Raw genomic sequence first — 19,532 nt, 5'->3', positions numbered from 1 at the left:
TCATGCCCTTCGTTGGTTGGTCCAGCCGATCAACTCGGCACCGGGGAAATGTTCCATCGCCGCGGCGACGGCCGGAGACGCGAGCACGGCGGCGCGCTGCGCATCCTCCGCCGCCGCCGCCTGTTCGGCGAGCGTCGGTTCGCCGGGCGCCGCGTCGGTCGTCACCTTCCACGCGCGCCCGGTCAGCGTGCGCAGTTCATTGCCGAGGTCGCGGACGAAATCCGCCGGCAGCGGCGTCGCGCTGCTCGCCACCAGTTCGGGCGGGGCGTAGCGGACGGGGCGCAGGCGGTTGCGGACGTGCTCGGCGAGCACGTGACGTCGCGCCTCCGACAACAGGGTGTAGACTTCGGCGATCGTTGCGGGCAACGCCGCTTCCGCCGTCGTCGCAGGAACCGGTGCCGCCGCGGTCGCCGAGGACGCAGTGCCGGCGGGCACCGATCCGCTGGCGATCTGCCGCGCCAGCTCACCCGGGTCGGGCAAGGTCGAGGCGTGGATGACGCGCAACAACGCCATCTCCGCCGTCTCGATCGGCAGCGCCGCTGTGGCGACCTCGCCATGTCCCTTCAGCAACAGCTGCCACAGGCGATGCAGCGCCGGATGCGACAGTTGCGCGCCCCATTCGGCCAGCGCCTCGCGCTCCTCCGCCGCCTGCGTCGCGGCAATATCGGCGCCGATCTTCACCAGCGTGATGCCATGGACGGTTTCGAGCAGCGTTTTCAGCACCGACGCCGGATCGACACCCAGATCATATTGCCGGCGCAGCGCCGCCAGCGCCTCCCCCGCGTCACCCGCGACCAGCGCCGCGAAGAGCGTGCGGATCGCGCTACGGTCGCTCAGGCCAAGCATGTCGCGGACCGATTCGGCCGATACCGCGCCGCCGCCGATGTCGGCATGGGCGATCGCCTGATCGAGGATCGACAGGCCGTCGCGCGCCGACCCTTCCGCCGCGCGGGCGATCAGCGCCAGTGCATCCTCCTCCGCCTCCACATGCTCGGCCGCGACGACGCGCGCGAAATGACCGGCAAGCAGGTCGGCGGGGATGCGCTTCAGGTCGAAACGTTGACACCGCGACAGCACCGTCACCGGCACCTTGTTCACCTCGGTCGTCGCGAACAGGAACTTCACATGGCCCGGCGGCTCCTCAAGCGTCTTCAGCAGACCGTTGAACGCGGCCTTCGAAAGCATGTGGACTTCGTCGATGATGTAGATCTTGTAGCGGGCCGAGACGGCAGCGTAGCGCGACGCCTCGATGATCTCGCGGATGTCGTCGATGCCTGTATGGCTCGCGGCGTCCATCTCGATCACGTCGATGTGACGCCCCTCGGCGATCGCGCGGCACGGCTCGCACACCCCGCACGGATCGATCGTCGGCCCGCCGTGCCCGTCCGGGCCGATGCAGTTGAGCGCCTTCGCGATCAGCCGCGCCGTCGACGTCTTGCCGACCCCGCGCACGCCGGTCAGCAGGAAGGCATGCGCCAGCCGATCGCGTTTGATCGCGTTGCCGAGCGTGGTGACCATCGCATCCTGGCCGATCAGCTCGCTGAACGTTTGCGGCCGGTATTTGCGCGCGAGCACGCGGTAGGCGGCACCCTTTGGCTGCGGGGGTTCGCCGAGGTCGAGGGAGTCGGACATTGCCCGCCTGTCTAGTGGGTGCGAGGGCGCTTGTCGAAGGGCTGGTTGCGATGCGGCGCCGACAAAGGTCACCGAAACGCGCTGAATTCGTCCCCTGTCGTCTCCTTTGTCACCTTCGTCACTTTTGCGCCCCGCCCGCGCGCAGATGCGGCGGCAGTGGCGGATCGCGCAGCGCGGCAAGGCCAGCGGCATTGTCGTAGAAATGCCGCGTGCCGACGAACCCGCCGCGATATTTGCGCGGTACGATGACGCCGGCGGTCGCGCGTCCGAACAATATGTCGAATTGGCGGGCGCGCGCATCCGACAGCGCCGCGTCCCACGCCGCGGCGAAACTCTCTGCGCCGTCGCGCTTGCGCAGCCGATAGGCGCCGTTGCGGGTAGAGCCGACCGCGCGGGCCGCAGCGGCGACGCTGCCGGTTTCGGCAAGCGCGGCGATGAAACGGCACTGGCGATCCGGCGACCAGCCGTCGTGGCGGACGCGTGCGACGGGCACGGGCGTAAAGGGGAAGGTCGGGGTTTCGGGGGCGGCGGGCACGTCGGTCATCCGGCAGGGTGGAGCAGATCGGGGACGTGTAGGACAGGGTTTTTCGCCAGCATGCGGCTTTCGCCTTCGACGTATAAGCGCACGCCTAAAGAAGCGCACCCGGCACCGGTACGACGATCGTGCGTTAGGACCGCACCATAAAAGGAAGCGTATGATGAGCGATATGCGAAACGATCCGGTCGGTGCCGACGATGCAGAAACGGCGCGCCGGATAGAAGAAGCGGGCATTGCCGACGAGAGCGCGGCGTACGTCGTAGCGTCCAAGGAGGACACCGATGCCGATGACGACATTACGTCCGTTACCGACCAGAGCAATGATGTCGGCGAGAGTGAAGCGCATCCGAGCTGAAGCGCCATGATCGGGAATGGTTCGAACAGAAATGTCCACGCCGTGGCGAAGCCGCGTCGCCTAACGGCTTTGCCCGCCGGCCGCGCTTGCGCATCTCGTAGCTGGCGAAGCCAGCGCTGTGCGCGCTGCGCGGTGGGAGCCGGAACGACCCGTGGCGAAATCGTTGTGGCTGCTTCCGTCAGGATCTGACCAGGTTGGCGACGACCACGTCCGCCCGACTCCCGTGCGCCAGATAGGGGAGCCGGGCCGCGCGATCAAGACGCCTCAGCGATGTATGCGGAAGCAGCGCTTCACCGGGCCGTAGTAGCCGCGATCCCAGCGGCAGACGACGCGGCTGCGACCGCCATGCCAGCCGCGATTGCCGCGCCAGCCCCGGCGGTCGTTCCAGCCGCGACGATTATCGAAGCGGCGGTCGTCGCGGTAGCGCGGGCCGTCGTTCCAGCCGCGATCATAGCCGCCACGCCAGCCGTCGCCGCGATACTGCGCATCGGCGGTCGCGGGGGTCAGGCCGGCGGCGGCGACGAGGCCGGCGGCGACGAATGCGATCAGTTTCATGACCATTCTCCTTCACTCGCCCGGAAACGCGGGCATGCAGTGGTGTGAAGGATGGTGGCTGAAACAGTGCTGAATATGGCGTTCACCAGGGGTTTAGCGGCGGCTCCGCTCGGACATGGCGACGGTGAGGCCGTCGAGCGCGGGAGTCAGGACGATCTGGCAGGCGAGCCGGCTGGTCCGCGTGGCGCCGGCCGCCATGTCGAGCATCGCTTCCTCGTCGTCGCTCGCCGGATCGAGCCGCGCGAAATCCTCCGCCGACACGATGACGTGGCACGTCGAGCAGGCCATCTGCCCCTCGCAGGTGCCCTCCAATGGCTGGCCGGCGGCCTGTCCGGCCTTGAGCAGCGTGGTGCCGGGGTCGGCGGTGGTTTCGATGGGGCCGCCGTCCGCACCGGTGAAGCGGACGCGAATCATGCGGCGTGGTCCGCGATGCGGTCGATCGCTTGCGACAGTTCGGCGGCGGTGGTGTAGCGGCCGAAACCGATGCGCACCGTCGAGCGTGCATCGGCATCGCTCAGGCCGATGGCGCGCAGCACGTGGCTGGGGCGGCCCGAGCCGCTGGCACAGGCCGAGCCGGCAGAGAAGGCGATGTCGCGGAGGTTACTCGTCAGGCGGGCGACGTCGAGGCCGGGGCGACGGATGCTGACGTTTCCGTAATAGCGATGTTCGACCGAGCCGTTGATCGTCCATTCGTCGCCCAGGCGGGCGGTGGCGAGGTCGAACAGGCGGCGGACATGGGCCGGATCGTCCTGCGCCATCTGCTGCGCCGCCGCGCCGAAACCGGCGCACAGCGCGGGCGACAGCGTGCCAGACCGCCCCGCCGCCTCCTGCCCGCCGCCGTGGAGCAGCGGCGCGAGCGTCACGCCGTCGCGGATCCAGAGCGCGCCGATGCCCTTGGGACCGTGGAGCTTGTGCGCGGACAGCGCGACGAGATCGACGCCCTCGGGCAGCGGCACCCGCCCCGCCCCCTGCACCGCGTCGCACAGCATCAGCGCGCCGGCTGCGTGCGCTAGATCGGTGAGTGCGGCGATCGGCTGGATTACGCCGATCTCGTTGTTAACCAGCATCGCGGCGACGAGCCCCACGCCGGGGCGGATCGCGGCCCGGGCGGCGTCCATGTCGACGATGCCGTCCGGGCCGACCGGCAGGATGGTGGCGGGCCGCCTGGTCGCGGCGACGGTGTCGAGCACGGCGGCATGCTCGGTAGCGGTGGTGACGATGCCGCCGGTGGTGCCCTTGATCGCCCAGTTGAGCGCCTCGGTCGCGCCGCCGGTGAAGCTGACCGTGCCGCCAGGGGGCAGCAGCGTAGCGACGCGGTCGCGCGCCACCTCCACCGCCGCCTTCGCCGCGCGGCCGGGGGCGTGGGCGCTGTGCGGGTTGGCGTGCTGCGACTCCAGCCAGGGCAGCATCGCCGCCAGTGCCTCGGGCGCGAGCGGGGTGGTCGCCTGATAGTCGAGGTAGATCATGCGCGCGCCGCCGCGCCGTCCGTCCGGGCGCGGACCTCCCGCGCGATCGCGGCGAAGGCGGCGATGAAGCGTTCGATGTCGGCGGGGGTCGTGCTTCGGCCGAAGCTGACGCGGATGACCTCGCTTGCGTCGGTCCCTGCCCAGCCCATCGCGCCCAGCACATGGCTGGGCCGCATCGATCCCGACGAACAGGCCGAGCCCGCCGAGACCGCGATGCCGGCCATGTCGAAGCGGATCAGCTGCGCCGCCGCCGACAGCCCCGGCAGGCGATACGAGCCGATATGCGGCGCGCGCGGGCTGTCACCGGCGACGACGATGCCGCCCACCGCGACGACGGCGTGGTCCAGCCGCACGCGCATCGCCGCCATCGCCGCGATATCCTCAGGCTCCGCCACGGCCGCAGCCATGCCGAGCGCGCCGGGCAAATTCTCTGTACCGCCGCGATAGCCGCGCTCCTGCCCGCCGGTCGGCAGCAGCACGCCGAGGTCGCGGACCAGCAGCGCGCCGATGCCGGCGGGGCCGCCGCGCTTGTGGCCTGAGATGGCGATCAGGTCGGCCACGTCCTGCGGCCGATCAATGCTCCAGCCGACCGGCATCTGCGCGGCATCGACGAACAGGATGCTGCCGGCGGCGTGGACGATGGCGGCGATGGCAGCGAGCGGCTGGACCACGCCCGTCTCGCTGTTGCCCCATTGCACCGCGACCAGCGCCGGGGCGGGTGCGGCGGCGATCTGAGCGGCGAGCGCGGCGAGATCGACGATGCCGTCCGGCCCGACCGCGATCCGCAGCGCTTCGGGGGCGGCACGGAGCACTGCGTCATGCTCGACGCTCGATACCAGCCGGCTGGCGACCTGCGCGCGGGTGAGCGCGATGGCGATGGCTTCGCTCGCGCCGCTGGTCAGGATCAGCTCGCCGCGCCAGCCGTACGCCGCCTTCATCGCCCCGCGCGCGTCCTCCAGCGCGGCGCGGGCGGCACGGCCCTCCGCATGCGGGGAGGACGGGTTGGCCCACATCGCCAGCCCGCGCGCGACCGCATGGGCGGCGGCGGGCAGGACGGGCGTGGTGGCGACGTGATCGAGATAGAGACGGTCGGGCAAGCGGACGGCTTCTCGTTTGCGTTGCGTGGGCGGGACGGGCCTTATATAGCGCCGGCCTTTCCGCGCGCCATGTCCGGTCCCTCGTCCGGCGCCCCGATGGCCGCTTTTCAAGTCAGCAGGTCAACGCGATGCCCGAAGTCATCTTCCCCGGTCCCGAAGGTCGCCTCGAAGGTCGCTTCGCCCCCGCCCCCCGCCCGCGCGCGCCGGTCGCGATGATCCTGCACCCGCATCCCTCGTCGGGCGGCACGATGAACAACCGCATCGTGCAGGACCTCTACAAGACGTTCCAGCGGCGCGGCTTCGCGACGCTGCGCTTCAACTTCCGCGGCGTCGGCAAGAGCCAGGGGACGTTCGACAACGGCATCGGCGAACTCAGCGACGCGGCGAGCGCGCTCGACTGGGTGCAGAGCTTCCACCCCGAAGCTTCGACGACCTGGGTCGCAGGCTTCGGCTTCGGTGCGTGGATCGGCATGCAGCTGCTGATGCGCCGCCCGGAAATCCGCGGCTTCATCTCGATCGCGCCGCCGGCCAACATGTTCGACTTCACCTTCCTCGCCCCCTGTCCGTCGAGCGGCATCATCATCCAGGGCGAGAACGACGAGGTGGTGACCCCGCTCGCCGTCCAGAAGCTGGTCGACAAGCTGCGCACCCAGCGCCACATCACCATCCACCACGACACGATCCCCGGCGCGAACCACTTCTTCGAGCACGAGATGCCGCAGCTGATGGGCAGCGTGGACAAATATCTGGATATGCGGCTCGATCCCAATTCGCCGATCCGGTGAATTGGAGGCTGCAGCGGATTAGCGTGAGCTAGTCCGCGTCCGCAGCGAGCCCGGTCGGCGGCGCGATACGCGCCGACCGACGACATCGGCTTTGCCGATGTCGGGTGTTGGTGGGAAGCGGTCATCGACCCCGTGCGGCGAGGTATCCTTGGAGGCGAGAGAGGCGACTGCGCATTCCTTTTCGTCAAAAAGAAACTCGCCACCACCGGGGCGGTATTGAGCCAAGTCGCCCACTCGGTCTTGAACCACGTCATCGTCCGGAAACGCCTCCTCAAGAAGAACTTCAAGCCGGTTTGCGGCCTTCAAGCTGGCATCTTCACCACTTACAAAGCGGTCGAGCAAACGTCGGAGCTCGGTCGTCGGATCGGTCATCATCGCTGTGAATCTCGCCGATGATTTGATTTTACACCACGTCCGCTATCGGGCGTTGAGAGACCCATAGCTACACCGTCCAGATCGCCACGTTCCCCAGCAGCACCAGTGCGCAGGCCAGCATCAGCCAGCCCTTCTTGCGCTCGCGGCCGCTGCGGAGGAGGAGGATGCCGCCGGCGGTCAGGGCGAAGACGGCCAGCATTGCGACGGTTGGGGCGAGCGCGGTCATTGGATTGCCCCCTCCCCGTTCCAGCTGAACGTGTCGAAGCCCTGATCTTCACCGCGGTTGCAAAGAAAGGGCAGGGCTTCGACAAGCTCAGCCCGAACGGTGGAGGGGCTTCCGCGCCATCCCACAACACGGGGGGCGCGACCCGAAGTACGGTGCTTCGACAGGCTCAGCACGAACGGGGTTGGGGCACTGGTCTCCGCCACAGTTACCGGTCCGCCAGCACCGCCGCATAGGCGACCGGATCGACGTTCCCGCCCGACACCATCACCAGCGTGTTCTCCCGCGCCTCGACCTTGCCGGACAGCAGCGCGGCGATCGCCACGGCGCCGCCGGGTTCGACGACGATGCGTAGCACCTGTGCGGCCCAGCGTTGCGCGGCGCGGACTTCGGCTTCGGTGACGGCTACGCCGGTTGCGGAGCGGCGCGAGAGAACGTCGAACGTCAGTGGCGACACGCGCCTCGTCTGAAGCGAATCGCAGGCGGTGGGCGGCGCGTCGGCGGGAACCTCCTCGATCCAGCCGGCCTCCAGACTGCGGCGCATGTCGTCCCAGCCTTCGGGTTCGACGACCGTCATCGACGCGTGCGGCAGGGCGAGCGCGAGGCCCGCCGCCAGCCCGCCGCCGCCACACGGCGTCACGACATGTTCGATGCCCGCGTCGATGCCATAGTCGAGGAACTGCTCCTCCGCCTCGATCCCGGCGCTCCCCTGCCCCTCGATCACCCAGGCATCGTCGAAGCTTGGCACCAGCACCGCGCCGCGGGCGTGCGCCAGGTGCGCGGCGATCTTCTCGCGGCTGTCGGTGAAGCGGTTGCAGCCGACCACCTCGGCACCGAGCGCCAGCGTCGATTCGCGTTTCACCGCCGGCGCGTCGTCCGGCATCACGATGACGGCGGGCATGCCGAGCTGCTTTGCCGCCCAGGCTACGCCCTGCGCATGGTTGCCGCTGGAGAAGGCGACGACCCCCTTCGCGCGCGCCGATTCGTCGAGCGCGGTCAGCCGATGCCAGGCGCCGCGGATCTTGAAGGCGCCGATCGGTTGCAGGGACTCCGCCTTGAACGCGATGTCGACGCCGCGGATTTCGACGAAGAACAGCGGCGTCGGTGGCAGGATTTCCGCCATTTTCGCCGCGGCGTCGCGCACCCCGGCGCGGGTCGGTTGTCGCACGATGGTCACGCTTCGTCCCTGCCGCAAATCAGCGTGCAACGAAACACTTTACATGACGAATTCGTGACCCTATTTCGCCGCCTCCGCTGCCCCATGGGACTTCCACCGCAAGGCAGTGAATTTCGTAACTGAAAGTCCGGGGGGCTGACCCCCTGGCATTGGAGGTCCCTTGAGTTGCACCAGCAAAATCGCGCGCTGGGGCTAGCCGCCCCGACTTCGGCTCCTGACGCCGTAGAGATCGCCAAGAGCAAGCCGGTCGAACCGGTCACGCTCGTTCGTCCGCATGCCGCCGCGCGCGCCGCCCGATACTTCGTCGAGAAGTTTCCGGGCCGCTCGATGTATGCGGTGAAGGCGAACCCCTCCCCCGAGCTGCTCCACATCCTGTGGGACAGCGGCATCACGCACTACGACGTCGCGTCGCTGGGCGAGGTGCGGCTGGTGGCGCGGGAGCTGCCGGAGGCGACGCTGTGCTTCATGCACCCGGTCAAGGCCGAGGAGGCGATCCACCAGGCGTATTACGAGCATGGCGTCCGCACCTTCAGCCTCGATTCGATGGAGGAGCTGGACAAGATCGTCCGCGCGACCAGTCGGGACGGCATCGCCGCCGCGGACCTGACCTTGTGCGTGCGCATCCGCGTCTCGTCGGACCTGTCGAAGCTGAGCCTGGCGTCCAAGTTCGGCGTGATGCCGCATGAGGCGAAGGCGCTGCTGTTCGCGGCACGCCAGGCGGCGGATGCACTCGGCATCTGCTTCCACGTGGGATCGCAGGCGATGTCGCCCGACGCCTATGCCCAGGCGATGGAGCGCGTGCGCGCCGCCATCGTCGAGGCGGCGGTGACCGTGGACGTCATCGACGTCGGCGGCGGCTTCCCGAGCGTCTATCCGGGGATGGAGCCGCAGGGGCTGCAGCGCTATTTCGACACGATCCACCGTGCGTTCGAGTCGCTGCCGATCAGCTACTCGGCCGAATTGTGGGCGGAGCCCGGCCGAGCGCTGTGCGCGGAGTACAGCTCGCTGATCGTGCGCGTCGAGAAGCGCCGCGGCGACGAGCTGTTCATCAACGACGGTGCCTATGGTGCGCTGTTCGATGCCGCGCATATCGGCTGGCGGTTCCCCGTACGGCTGCTGCGCGAACCCGACAGCGACGCGCGCGATATGCCGTTCAGCTTCTACGGCCCGACCTGCGACGATCTGGACCATATGACCGGGCCGTTCCTGCTGCCCGCGGACGTGCAGGCCGGCGACTATATCGAGGTCGGCATGCTGGGCGCCTATGGCTCGGCGATGCGCACCGCGTTCAACGGCTTCGGATCGGATGCGACGGTCGTCGTCGCGGACGAGCCGATGGCGTCGTTGTACGTCGAGGCGGAGCAGACGGTCGCGTCGAACGTCGTAAAGCTGTAACGAACGGCAATCACACCGGTTAGCGGCGGGGCGTTCGCGCTCCGCCGCGCCTTACGGGTTTCCGCGTCCCCACAACGACGCCGGCCAAGACGATGGGAGACCCCATGACCGATACCCTGACCAAGACCGCCGCGGCGAACGCGCCGATCAACGATACGCGCAAGGCCGAACTGCTGAGCAAGCAGGTCAAGCACATCGACATCACCAGCTTCGACGCGCGCCCGATCGTCGACGCGATGGCGGACATGAGCTTCACCAGCCGCGACCTCGGCCGCGCGACCAAGATCTACAACGAGATGCTGGCCGACAAGGACTGCACCGTGTGTCTGGTGATCGCCGGATCGACCAGTGCGGGCGGGTGCATGGACCTGTATGCCGAACTGGTGCGCAACAACATGGTCGACCTGATCGTCGCCACGGGTGCCACGATCGTCGATATGGATTTCTTCGAGGGCCTTGGCCACAAGCACTATCAAGCGCTTGAAATCCCTGACGACGACACGCTGCGTTCGCTCTACATCGACCGCATCTACGACACGTACATCGACGAGGAAGCGCTCCAGAACGTCGACCACACGATCTTCGAGATCGCCGAGACGCTGGAGGCCAAGCCCTATTCGAGCCGTGCGTTCATCCGCGAGATGGGCAAGTATCTCGTCGAGCATGGGAAGAAGGACAACAGTCTCGTCAAACTCGCCTACGAGCATGACGTGCCGATCTTCTGCCCGGCGTTCGTGGACAGCTCGGCGGGCTTCGGTCTCGTCAAGCATCAGGTCGATCGTGCCAAGGCGGGCCAGCCGTACATGGTGCTAGACGCGATCGCCGACTTCCGCGAGCTGACGCAAATCAAGATCGAGGCGGGCACCACCGGTCTGCTGATGATCGGCGGCGGCGTGCCGAAGAACTTCATCCAGGACACGGTCGTCTGCGCCGAGATCCTCGGCCACGAGGATGTCGACGTGCACAAGTACGCCGTGCAGATCACCGTCGCCGACGTACGCGACGGCGCCTGCTCGTCCTCGACGCTGCAGGAGGCGGCGTCGTGGGGCAAGGTGAACACGGGCATCGAGCAGATGGTGTTCGCCGAGGCCGGTTCGGTGATGCCGCTGCTGGCGTCGGACGCCTACCACCGCGGTCACTGGAAGGACCGGGCGAAGCGCGGCTGGGCGAAGCTCTTCGCCTGAACCGTGCGCCCGGCGCAGCCCGGCGCCTAGGATGACGAACGCTTGTCCCAGTGGCTCTGGGCTCCCGCCTGCGCGGGCGCACGGTGTTACGTTGCCAACCTTCGCCAAATCATGCACCTCCCCCGGGCAACCCGGGGGAGGTTTTTGATGGGTCGGGATATCTTGCAGCCGGTGGTAGTACTCGCCGCCTGGACGCTCGTCATGTGGGTATGGATGATCGCGAGCCGCCTGCCGGCGCTGAAGGCGGCGGGGATCGACATCGCGAAGCTTACGGGCACGAAGACCGGCGATGCCGACAAGGTGCTGCCGCCCAAGGCACAGTGGCCGGCGCACAACTACAATCACCTGATGGAGCAGCCGACGGTCTTCTACGCGGTGGCGATCGTCATCGCGCTGACCGGGACCGGCGATGGCTTCAACGCATGGCTGGCGTGGGGCTATGTGATCCTGAGGATTTTGCATTCGCTGGTGCAGGCGACGGTCAACAAGGTCGCGTGGCGCTTTCCGCCGTTCGTGTTGTCGAGCCTGTGCCTGGTCGCATTGACGCTGCATGGGGCAATGGCGGTGTTCCATGGCTAAGGGCGAGAGCTTCGAGCGCCACCGGCAGCCGTGGACGCAGGCGGAGATCCAGAAGCTTCACCTGCTGGCGAAAAAGGGCATGGCCCTGCGCGCGATCGCCAAGGCGCTCACCCGCAGCGAGGAATCGGTGAAGGATCGCGCGAAGGCGGACGGGCTGGAGATCGCGAAGCTGCGCTGACGCGTCAGGCGATGAGCGCGCGAAGCTGCGCGGGGACTTGACCGCCCGCCTCCGCCCAGTCGACCAGCAGGCCGAGCACGCGACGCAATGCCTCGTCCTGTTCCGCCAGCCGCCGCTCGATCGCGGCGATACGCTCCTCGACCGCGACTTCGCCGGGGTCGTAGATGCGGTCGATCAGCAGCAATTCGTCGGTCTGGGGCATGTCGACCAGGAACGGGCGGACGACGCGGGCGCGCGGTTCGGCGGTCGCGGCGACCAGCTGCTCGACCTCGGCGGCATCGAACCGCTCGATCCTGCGCGCAGCACCGTGCAGCAGCAGGCGGTGGGTCAGATCATTGATCCTCGCCGCGTTCCCGCCCGACCACGCGTGGATCGTCGCTGCGGCGTCGGGTCCGATATCGGGCGTGCCGCTCCAGCCGACGACGGCGAGCCGCTGGGCGAGATAGGTTTCGACCTCGTCGGCACCGATCGGATCGAGACGATGCAGCGCGATCACCCGGCTCTGTAGCGGCGCCAGCCGCTCCCGCAGCGCGGATCGGCCGATCAGCACCACTTGCGCGCCGCCGCTGATCGACAGGGCATGCAGGGCGCGCAGGCCGTCGTCCGACAGGGCGTGGGCATCGTCGATGACGATCAGCGTGCGGCGGGTGGGGGCATGAAGTCCGGCGTGCGCGGCACGAGCCAGTTCCGCCTGTGCCATGCCGGTCGTCATGACGTCGAGCCCGGCGCAGATGCTACGCAGCAACGCATCGTCGTCGGTGGTGGCGGTGACCTTCACGATGTTCACGGCAGCGCGATCGATGGGACCGAGCAACTGTTGTAGGACCATCGTCTTGCCGGTCCCGGCATCGCCGGTGACGACGAGAATGCCCTCCCCCAGTATCAACCCATAGCCGAGATGCGCGACGGCATGACGGTGACTCGCCGTGTCGACCCAGAAGCGCGGGTCGGGCGTCGGATCGAATGGGTGCCCGGTCAGGCCATAGGGGACGTCATGCATTCGGATCGCCACGCAATGATACGGACGGACGCTGCACGCGGAGGGGTTAACATCCGCTTAGGTCGGGACGTCAGGTCACCGCCTCCGCCGGCTTGGGATGGCCGAGGAAGTCGTGCGGGCTGGCGCTCAATCCATAGGCGCCGGCGAGGAAGATCGCGACGACATCGCCGACTTGCGCGCGCGGGGACGCGATGCGATCGGCAAGGCGGTCGAGCGGCGTGCAGAGCGGGCCGACGATCGACACCGTCTCTTCCGTCGCGCCGGCGACATCGCGCGCCAAGGCGACAGGGTAGTTGCGACGCACCACCGTCCCGAAATTGCCGGACGCGGCGAGCTGGTGATGGAGGCCGCCGTCGACGATGACGAAGGTCTCGCCGCCACTCTCCTTCCGATCGACGATACGGGTCAGGTAGACTCCGCTTTCGGCGAGCAGCCAGCGGCCGAGCTCGATCGCATAGCGCCAGTACGGGCGCAGGCGCGTCGCCAGCGCGGCGCCGATGCGATCGACATCGACCGGTGTGTCGCCCGCGAAATAGGGCACGCCGAACCCGCCGCCGAGATTGAGCAGCGGCGGCACGCGCCCGACGTCGTCGGCCAGCCGCTCGGCAAGCGCGACCGTAGCCGCCTGCGTCTCGATGATGGCGTCGCTGTCCAGCGCCTGGGAGCCTGCGAAGATGTGGAAGCCGCGCCAGTCGGCGCCGCCGTCGATCAGCGTCCGGACGAGCGCGGGCGCGCGATCGGCATCGACGCCGAACGGCGACGGACGACCGCCCATCTTCATGCCGGAGCCCTTCAGCTCGAACGACGGATTAACCCGCACCGCCGCGCGCGGGGGGATGCCGAGCCGCGCTCCGATCGCCAGCGCGCGGGCGGCCTCCCCCTCCGACTCCACGTTCAGCGTGACGCCGGCGCGGATCGCGGCTTCGATCTCGGCGTCGCGTTTTCCCGGGCCGGCGAAGCTGATCGAGGCGGCAGGCTTCAGCGCCAGCGCCTTCGCCATCTCACCCGCCGATGCCACGTCGAGACCATCGACCAGCGGCGCGATGCGGGCGATGAGCACCGGGTGCGGATTGGCCTTGATCGCGAGATGGATGTCGAGCGCCGCCGGCATCGCCGCGCGCAGCCGGGCGATGCGATCTGCGACGATGGCGGTGTCGTAGACGAACATCGGGCTACCATGCTCGGCGACCCAATCCTCCGCAGAACGACCGGCGATATGCAACGCACCGGGCGTCGCGAAGTCGGGCGGGACCGGGCCGACGGGCTTCATGATGCGTGCGCCTCATCCAGGATTTGTCGTTTCAGGACAGCGCGATCGAGCTTGCCGTTCGCATTGCGTGGCAATTCTTCGCGCCAGTCGTAGCGCGCCGGCTGCATGAAGCTCGGCAGATCGCGCCGTAGCCGTGCGCGCAGCCCTGCCTCGTTGCCGGCATCGCCCCGCAGCACGACGATGATCGCCTGTCCCAGCCGGTCGTCCGACACGCCGAACGCCGCCGCCTCCGCCGCTTCGCCACCCGCCAGCACCGCCTCCTCGATCTCGGTCGGGCTGATGCGGTTGCCCGAGGACTTTATCATCTCGTCGTCACGCCCGACGAAGCGCAGCAGGCCGTCCTGCCCCATCACGACCGTATCGCCGGACCAGACCGCCGTTCCGCCGCTCAGCGACCAGGCGGGCGCGGGGCGAAAGCGTGCCGCCGTCCGCTCGGCATCGCGCCAATAGCCCTGCGCGACCAGCGGGCCGGCGTGAACGAGCTCGCCCGCCTCCCCCGCCGCGGCCTGCGCGCCGTCGGGGCGGACGACCATCACCTCGGCGAACGGGATCGCGCCTCCGATCGCGTCCGGATTGGCATCGACCAGTGCGGGCGGAAGCCAGGTCGATCGGAACGCCTCGGTCAGCCCGTACATCGGGTAAAGATCGGCGGCAGGGAAACGCTCGCGCAAGCTTCGCACCAGCCGCGGCGTCATCGCGCCGCCGGAGTTGGTCAGGCGGCGCAGGCTGACCCCCGCATCGCCCCACGCCGCCTCCAGCAACTGCACCCAAAGGGGCGGAACCCCGGCCAGCGTCGTGACGTCATGCCGCCCGACCGCCTTCACCACGTCGCGCGCGGTCAGATAGTCGAGCGGGATCACCCGCCCGCCCGCGGCCCAGGTCGAGAACAGCTGGTTCTGGCCGTAATCGAAGCTGAGCGGCAGCACGCCGAGCACGCGATCGTCGGCGGACAGGCCGAGATAATGCGCGACACCGATCGCCCCGAGCCACAGGTTGGCATGGCTGAGCATCACGCCCTTTGGTCGACCAGTCGATCCGGAGGTGTAGAGGATCGCCGCCAGCGCATCGGTATCGGCAGTCGATGGCGGCAGCGGGTCGCCCGGTTCCGTGCCGTCGAACACTGCGACGCCCTCGGGGACGTCACCGGGTTCGAGGGTGGCGACGCGGCTCGGCTGCGTCACCAGCGCGGCAGCACCGCTGTCGGACAGGATATGCGCGACCTGCGCACGCTTCAGCACCGGATTGATCGGCACGTGGATCAGCCCCGCACGCGGCGCGGCGAGCGGCAATAGGCAGGCGTCGCGCGTCTTCGGGAGCCAGCTCGCGATGCGACTGCCGGGCGGGAGGGACAATCCCGCCAGCCAGCCGGCGATGCGCGCGACCGCGTCCTCCGCCTGCGCATAGGTCAGCGTGCCGACGCGATCCTCCAGCGCGGTCGCATCGGGCGGCCCGCGCAGGACGTGATCGATCGGACGCGGCATGGGATCGGGCTCCACCATGGCGCCACATAGCCGCGAACGCGCCGCGCTTGGCAAGTTGCGCTGCACAAAGTACGGGCGACCTAGCAATTGCAGGGGGATGGACGTGCTGGTCGATGGTGCGCCTGAAATCATCGAGACCGTTCGTGCCGTTCTGCGCGACGTCCTAGGCATCGACGCGGATCGCGCCGCCGCCTTTCGCGACGAGACGCCGCTGTTCGGTGCGCTGCCCGAACTCGATTCGATGGCGGTCGCGGGCGTGCTGACCGAGCTCGAGGATCGCCTCGGCATCATCATCGACGACGACGATATCGACGGCGATACGCTGGAGACGTTCGGATCGCTGACCGGCTTTGCGGTGCGCAAGGCGCTGGTTTGAGGGTGGAATAAACACCCCGTTCGGCCTGAGCGAAGTCGAAGGCTCCCACGGAGGTGCTTCGACTTCGCTCGGCACGAACGGAGGACGGGGCTGGCGTTAACGCCCTTCGAACGCGGGCCGGCGCTTCTCCATGAACGCCCGACCGCCCTCGGCGGAGTCCGCCGTCCCCCGCGCCGCGCGCTGATCGTCCGCCTCGCGCGCCAGTGCCGCCTCCAGCGTCGTGTCGGCGGCGTAGGCCATGCCGCGCTTCATCAGGCCCAGTACCGCCGTCGGTCCGGCGGCGAGACGCTCGGCCAGCGCGAAGGCTTCGGCATCCAGAGCGTCGTCCGCCACCACCCGATGGACCATGCCCCAGTCTAGCGCCTGTGCGGCGGGAACGCGTTCGCCCAGCATCACCATCGCCGTCGCTCGCGCGCGCCCGATCAGGCGGGGCAGCAGCCAGCTCGATCCGCCGTCCGGCACGAGGGCGATATTGACGAACGCCTGCAGGAAATAGGCGGTCTCGCTGGCGACGCAGAGGTCGGCGACGAGCGCGAGGCTGCACCCTATGCCCGCCGCCGGCCCCCGTACCGCGCTGACGACCGGCACGGGCAGGTCGGCGAGTGCGGCGATCGCGGGGTTGTAGTGGTTCGTCAGCGCATCGTGCGTCGCCTGCGCCGACTGGGCGGCAGCCAGCGCGCTGGAGGCGACGTCGGCGCCCGAGCAGAACGCCCGCCCTTCCCCGGCGATCAGCACCGCGCGGGCTCCGTTCAGATTGCGGATCGCATCGGCGATCTCGCCGAAGCCGGCGGGCGGCATGGCGTTGAGCCGATCGGGCCGGTTCAGCGTGAGGACCAGCACGTCGCCGCGCCGATCGCTCCGGATGGATTCGTACGTCATCGTCTCTCCCGTCGCGTCCTTTCCAGCGTCTTATGGCAGCGGTGGACGCGGCGCCAGCACGGGCATTGACGAACGTCCGCACGACGAGGACTATTCCGGCGAACGGGATCTGGGGGACTAAGAGCGATGCGTATCCGGCCGACGACGCTGACCCTGCTCGCGCTGACGAGTGCGCTGACATCTCCCGCGATGGCGCAGCGGCGTCCGGCGACGCCCGCCCCGGCGACCCAGCGGCTGATGCCCACCACCAGCTACACGCTGCCCAACGGCCTGAAGGTCATCTTCCACATCGACCGGTCGGACCCGGTCGTGGCGGTGGTGCTGGCGGCGCATGTCGGGTCGTCGCGCGAGGTCGCGGGGCGAACCGGCTTCGCGCATATGTTCGAGCATCTGTTCTTCCTCAATTCGGAAAATCTCGGCCCCGGCGGGCTTGACCGGATGTCGGCGCGGATCGGTGGATCGGGCGCGAACGGCAGCACCAGCCGCGACTGGACCGTCTATAATCAGGAGGTGCCGAACGACGCGCTGGAGAAGATGATCTGGGCCGAGGCGGACAAGCTCGGCTATTTCATCAAGACGGTGACGCCGGCCGTGCTCGAAAAGGAGAAGCAGGTCGTCAAGAACGAGAAGCGGCAGAGCGTCGACAATGCGCCCTATGGCCATGTGCGCGAACTGATCGCCAGTGCGCTTTATCCGGCGGACCATCCGTATAACTGGATGGTGATCGGATCGATGAAGGATCTCGACGCGGCGCAGCTGTCCGACGTGCAGGACTTCTATCGCCGCTGGTACACCCCGAACAATTCGACGCTGACCATCGCCGGCGACTTCGATCCCGCACAGGCGAAGGTATGGGTCGCGCGCTATTTCGGCGAGATCCCGCGCGGAGCGGTCGCGCCGCGCCCCGTCGCCCGACCGGTGGTGCTCTCCGCGGCGAAGTCGCTCGCCTATGTCGACAGCTATGCCAAGCTGCCGCAGCTGACGATCACGTGGCCGACGGTGCCGGTCGGCAATCCCGACTATGTCGCGCTGGAGGCGCTGTCCGACCTGCTGACCGACGGGCGCGATGCGCCGCTGACGAAGGTGCTGGTCGACGAGCGCAAGCTGACCGACCGGGTGGACATGTACAGCTGGGACAGCGAGATCGCGGGCGAGGTCGTACTGCAGACCCGCGCGTTCGCTGGCGTGCGACTGGATCAGGTGAAGGACGCGATCGACACCACGCTGACCGATTTCGCGCGGACGCCGGTGTCGGCGGCGCGGCTGGAGCGGGTGAAGACACAGCGCGAGCTGGCGATGCTGTCCGCGCTGCGCGATGTCGACAGCAAGGCGACGACGATCGCACGGTACGAGGCGCAAACGGGCGATCCGGATTTCGCCGACACCTATCTCAAGCGGCTGCGCGCGCTGACGCCCGCCGATATCGACCGGGTGCTGCGCCGCTACGTGCTGAATCGGCCGAGCGTGGCGATGAGCGCGGTGCCGAAGGGTCGCGCGGCGCTGGCGCTGACCGGCGCGACGATGGTGACGCCGGTGACCGAGCCGATCGTGCAGGGCGCCGAAGCCGACGTGGACCAGACCGCCGGCCGCACCGCCTTCACGCCGACGCCGTCGAAGATCGACCGCAAGGTCGAGCCGCCCGCCGGTCCCGCCCCCGCGGTGCGGGTGCCGGCGGTGTGGCAGGGCAGTGCGGCGAACGGCCTTTCACTGTCGGGGATCGAGGATCGGGAGCTGCCGGTCGCGACCTTCGCCTTCTCGTTCGACGGCGGGCAGTTGCTCGACGATCCGGCGAAGCCCGGCGCGGCGAACCTGCTGGCGCGGATGATGACGCGGGGCACCGCGAAGCGCACGGCGGCGGCGCTGGAGACGGCGCTGCTGGCGCTCGGCGCTCGGGTCGAGGCGACGGCGGATCGCGAGCGGATCGTGCTGAGCGGGTTGACGCTGGCGCGCAACTACGACGCGACGATGGCGCTGGTGCGCGAAATGCTGCTGGAACCGCGCTGGGACGCCGCCGAGCTGGCGCTGACCAAGGCGGCGGTATCGGCGAAGATCGCCGACAATCGGTCGAACCCGCAGGCGATCGCGGCGCGGCTGACCGATGTTGTGAGTTTCGACAAGGGCGCGATCTGGACTCGCGATATCCTCGGCACGCAGGCATCGGTCGCGGCGCTGACGATGGACGATCTGAAGCGGATGCAGGGGCGACTGTCGCCGCGCGCGGCGCGCTACCGGGTCGCGGGTGCGGTGACGCGGGCGCAGGTGGAGGCGGCGGTCGCACCGCTGGCGAGCGCGTGGACGACAGCGGCGCCGACCGTGCCACCCGCCCCGCGGGCAACGCCGCAATCGGCGGCGCGGCTGTTCTTCTACGACATCCCCGACGCCAAACAGTCGCTGTTGCTGTTCTCGACGCCGGGGCCAGCACGGAATGACCCGGACTATTACCCGCTGTTCGTGTCGAACTTCACGCTGGGCGGCGGCGGCTTCGCCTCGCGGCTGACGATGGAGCTGCGCGAGGGTAAGGGGTACACCTATGGCGTGCAGTCGCGGTTGCAGGGGTGGAAGAGCGGCGGACGCTGGTCGCTTGTCAGCCCGGTGCGAGCGAACGTGACGCTTGAGGCGGCGCAGCTCGCGCGCAAGATCGTCGCCGACTATGCGACCGGCTTCACCGCCGACGATCTGGCGGTGACGAAAAGCTATCTCACGAAGAGCCGCGCCTTCCAGTTCGAGACGATCGACGACAAGCTGACGATGCTGGCGACGATCGGCGACTATGGCCTGCCGGTCGATTATCCGGCGCGCGAGGCGGCGGTGGTCGACGCGATGTCGGTGGAACAGGTGCGCGCGCTGGCGGCGAAGTATCTCCCGACGAACCGCATGACCTATGTCGTCGTCGGCGATGCCGCCAGCCAGGCGGGGCGGCTCGACGCGCTCGGCCTCGGCAAGGCGGTGCCCGCCAAGGGGCTGATCGAATGAAATCGCCGACGCCG

At 68.7% G+C, this 19,532-nt stretch carries 21 protein-coding genes and 1 other RNA gene; 8 read left to right on the top strand and 14 right to left on the bottom strand.

Going from position 1 to position 19,532, the window contains the following annotated elements; all coding sequences use genetic code 11:
- Positions 1 to 1,632, bottom strand: coding sequence for a DNA polymerase III subunit gamma/tau (locus ACX40P_RS07820; protein ID WP_459125750.1), 1,632 nt, complete (start codon positions 1,630 to 1,632; stop codon positions 1 to 3).
- Between the two features lie 118 nt (positions 1,633 to 1,750).
- Complete coding sequence (locus ACX40P_RS07815) at positions 1,751 to 2,176, bottom strand: hypothetical protein (protein WP_459125749.1); 426 nt, start codon at positions 2,174 to 2,176, stop codon at positions 1,751 to 1,753.
- 154 nt (positions 2,177 to 2,330) lie between these two features.
- Between ACX40P_RS07815 and ACX40P_RS07810 the strand changes: the two genes are divergently transcribed.
- Positions 2,331 to 2,525 carry a hypothetical protein gene (locus ACX40P_RS07810; RefSeq protein ID WP_459125748.1) on the top strand — a complete coding sequence of 65 codons (195 nt, stop codon included), beginning with the start codon at positions 2,331 to 2,333 and terminating at the stop codon, positions 2,523 to 2,525.
- 128 nt (positions 2,526 to 2,653) lie between these two features.
- Here the strand turns inward: ACX40P_RS07810 and ffs are convergent.
- The 5 genes from ffs to ACX40P_RS07785 form a co-directional block, all read right to left on the bottom strand.
- Positions 2,654 to 2,751, bottom strand: an RNA gene (ffs, locus tag ACX40P_RS07805) — signal recognition particle sRNA small type.
- A 38-nt stretch (positions 2,752 to 2,789) separates the two neighbouring features.
- Positions 2,790 to 3,080 (bottom strand): hypothetical protein, encoded by a 291-nt coding sequence (locus ACX40P_RS07800; protein ID WP_459125747.1) that lies wholly within the window; start codon positions 3,078 to 3,080, stop codon positions 2,790 to 2,792.
- A 93-nt stretch (positions 3,081 to 3,173) separates the two neighbouring features.
- The gene (locus ACX40P_RS07795; RefSeq protein ID WP_459125746.1) at positions 3,174 to 3,494 is read right to left on the bottom strand and encodes a 2Fe-2S iron-sulfur cluster-binding protein; all 321 of its coding nucleotides are present in this window, start codon (positions 3,492 to 3,494) and stop codon (positions 3,174 to 3,176) included.
- Entirely contained in the window at positions 3,491 to 4,546 is a 1,056-nt protein-coding gene (locus tag ACX40P_RS07790; RefSeq protein ID WP_459125745.1) for a cysteine desulfurase family protein, read from the bottom strand. The genes ACX40P_RS07795 and ACX40P_RS07790 overlap by 4 nt, the downstream gene beginning before the upstream one ends.
- Positions 4,543 to 5,643, bottom strand: coding sequence for a cysteine desulfurase family protein (locus ACX40P_RS07785; protein ID WP_459125744.1), 1,101 nt, complete (start codon positions 5,641 to 5,643; stop codon positions 4,543 to 4,545). Before ACX40P_RS07785 ends, ACX40P_RS07790 begins: the two co-directional genes overlap by 4 nt.
- Positions 5,644 to 5,771: 128 nt before the next feature.
- Between ACX40P_RS07785 and ACX40P_RS07780 the strand changes: the two genes are divergently transcribed.
- Complete coding sequence (locus tag ACX40P_RS07780; RefSeq protein WP_459125743.1) at positions 5,772 to 6,428, top strand: alpha/beta hydrolase; 657 nt, start codon at positions 5,772 to 5,774, stop codon at positions 6,426 to 6,428.
- An 18-nt stretch (positions 6,429 to 6,446) separates the two neighbouring features.
- Here the strand turns inward: ACX40P_RS07780 and ACX40P_RS07775 are convergent, their stop codons facing one another.
- The 3 genes from ACX40P_RS07775 to ACX40P_RS07765 form a co-directional block, all read right to left on the bottom strand.
- Complete coding sequence (locus ACX40P_RS07775) at positions 6,447 to 6,800, bottom strand: hypothetical protein (protein WP_459125742.1); 354 nt, start codon at positions 6,798 to 6,800, stop codon at positions 6,447 to 6,449.
- 70 nt (positions 6,801 to 6,870) lie between these two features.
- Entirely contained in the window at positions 6,871 to 7,029 is a 159-nt protein-coding gene (locus ACX40P_RS07770) for a hypothetical protein (RefSeq protein WP_459125741.1), read from the bottom strand.
- Between the two features lie 205 nt (positions 7,030 to 7,234).
- The gene (locus ACX40P_RS07765; protein WP_459125740.1) at positions 7,235 to 8,203 is read right to left on the bottom strand and encodes a threonine ammonia-lyase; all 969 of its coding nucleotides are present in this window, start codon (positions 8,201 to 8,203) and stop codon (positions 7,235 to 7,237) included.
- A gap of 165 nt (positions 8,204 to 8,368) precedes the next feature.
- Between ACX40P_RS07765 and ACX40P_RS07760 the strand changes: the two genes are divergently transcribed.
- The 4 genes from ACX40P_RS07760 to ACX40P_RS07745 all read left to right on the top strand — a co-directional run bounded on the left by ACX40P_RS07760 (position 8,369) and on the right by ACX40P_RS07745 (position 11,539).
- Positions 8,369 to 9,598, top strand: coding sequence for a type III PLP-dependent enzyme (locus ACX40P_RS07760; protein ID WP_459125739.1), 1,230 nt, complete (start codon positions 8,369 to 8,371; stop codon positions 9,596 to 9,598).
- A gap of 104 nt (positions 9,599 to 9,702) precedes the next feature.
- Positions 9,703 to 10,782 carry a 1,9-bis(guanidino)-5-aza-nonane synthase gene (locus ACX40P_RS07755; RefSeq protein WP_459125738.1) on the top strand — a complete coding sequence of 360 codons (1,080 nt, stop codon included), beginning with the start codon at positions 9,703 to 9,705 and terminating at the stop codon, positions 10,780 to 10,782.
- A gap of 147 nt (positions 10,783 to 10,929) precedes the next feature.
- The gene (locus ACX40P_RS07750; protein ID WP_459125737.1) at positions 10,930 to 11,361 is read left to right on the top strand and encodes an MAPEG family protein; all 432 of its coding nucleotides are present in this window, start codon (positions 10,930 to 10,932) and stop codon (positions 11,359 to 11,361) included.
- Positions 11,354 to 11,539: a hypothetical protein gene (locus ACX40P_RS07745; protein ID WP_459125736.1), complete on the top strand. Its 186-nt coding sequence runs from the start codon at positions 11,354 to 11,356 to the stop codon at positions 11,537 to 11,539. The genes ACX40P_RS07750 and ACX40P_RS07745 overlap by 8 nt, the downstream gene beginning before the upstream one ends.
- 4 nt (positions 11,540 to 11,543) lie before the next feature.
- Here the strand turns inward: ACX40P_RS07745 and ACX40P_RS07740 are convergent, their stop codons facing one another.
- The 3 genes from ACX40P_RS07740 to ACX40P_RS07730 form a co-directional block, all read right to left on the bottom strand.
- Positions 11,544 to 12,539 carry an ExeA family protein gene (locus tag ACX40P_RS07740; RefSeq protein WP_459125735.1) on the bottom strand — a complete coding sequence of 332 codons (996 nt, stop codon included), beginning with the start codon at positions 12,537 to 12,539 and terminating at the stop codon, positions 11,544 to 11,546.
- Positions 12,540 to 12,609: 70 nt separating this feature from the next.
- Positions 12,610 to 13,809 carry a pyridoxal-dependent decarboxylase, exosortase A system-associated gene (locus tag ACX40P_RS07735; RefSeq protein ID WP_459125734.1) on the bottom strand — a complete coding sequence of 400 codons (1,200 nt, stop codon included), beginning with the start codon at positions 13,807 to 13,809 and terminating at the stop codon, positions 12,610 to 12,612.
- Positions 13,806 to 15,308 (bottom strand): acyl-CoA ligase (AMP-forming), exosortase A system-associated, encoded by a 1,503-nt coding sequence (locus ACX40P_RS07730; protein ID WP_459125733.1) that lies wholly within the window; start codon positions 15,306 to 15,308, stop codon positions 13,806 to 13,808. The genes ACX40P_RS07735 and ACX40P_RS07730 overlap by 4 nt, the downstream gene beginning before the upstream one ends.
- A gap of 79 nt (positions 15,309 to 15,387) precedes the next feature.
- Here ACX40P_RS07730 and ACX40P_RS07725 point away from each other — a divergent pair, with 79 nt between their 5' ends.
- Entirely contained in the window at positions 15,388 to 15,666 is a 279-nt protein-coding gene (locus ACX40P_RS07725) for a phosphopantetheine-binding protein (protein WP_459126037.1), read from the top strand.
- Between the two features lie 96 nt (positions 15,667 to 15,762).
- Here the strand turns inward: ACX40P_RS07725 and ACX40P_RS07720 are convergent, their stop codons facing one another.
- Entirely contained in the window at positions 15,763 to 16,545 is a 783-nt protein-coding gene (locus tag ACX40P_RS07720; protein ID WP_459125732.1) for an enoyl-CoA hydratase-related protein, read from the bottom strand.
- Between the two features lie 126 nt (positions 16,546 to 16,671).
- Here ACX40P_RS07720 and ACX40P_RS07715 point away from each other — a divergent pair, with 126 nt between their 5' ends.
- On the top strand, positions 16,672 to 19,518 hold the full coding sequence (locus ACX40P_RS07715; protein ID WP_459125731.1) for a M16 family metallopeptidase: 2,847 nt from the start codon (positions 16,672 to 16,674) through the stop codon (positions 19,516 to 19,518).
- The last annotated feature ends 14 nt before the right edge of the window (positions 19,519 to 19,532 follow it).

The organism is Sphingomonas sp. RS2018 (assembly GCF_054489605.1).
The sequence above is the reverse complement of the archived record's forward strand: the minus strand, read 5'-3'. Positions and strand labels throughout refer to the sequence as shown.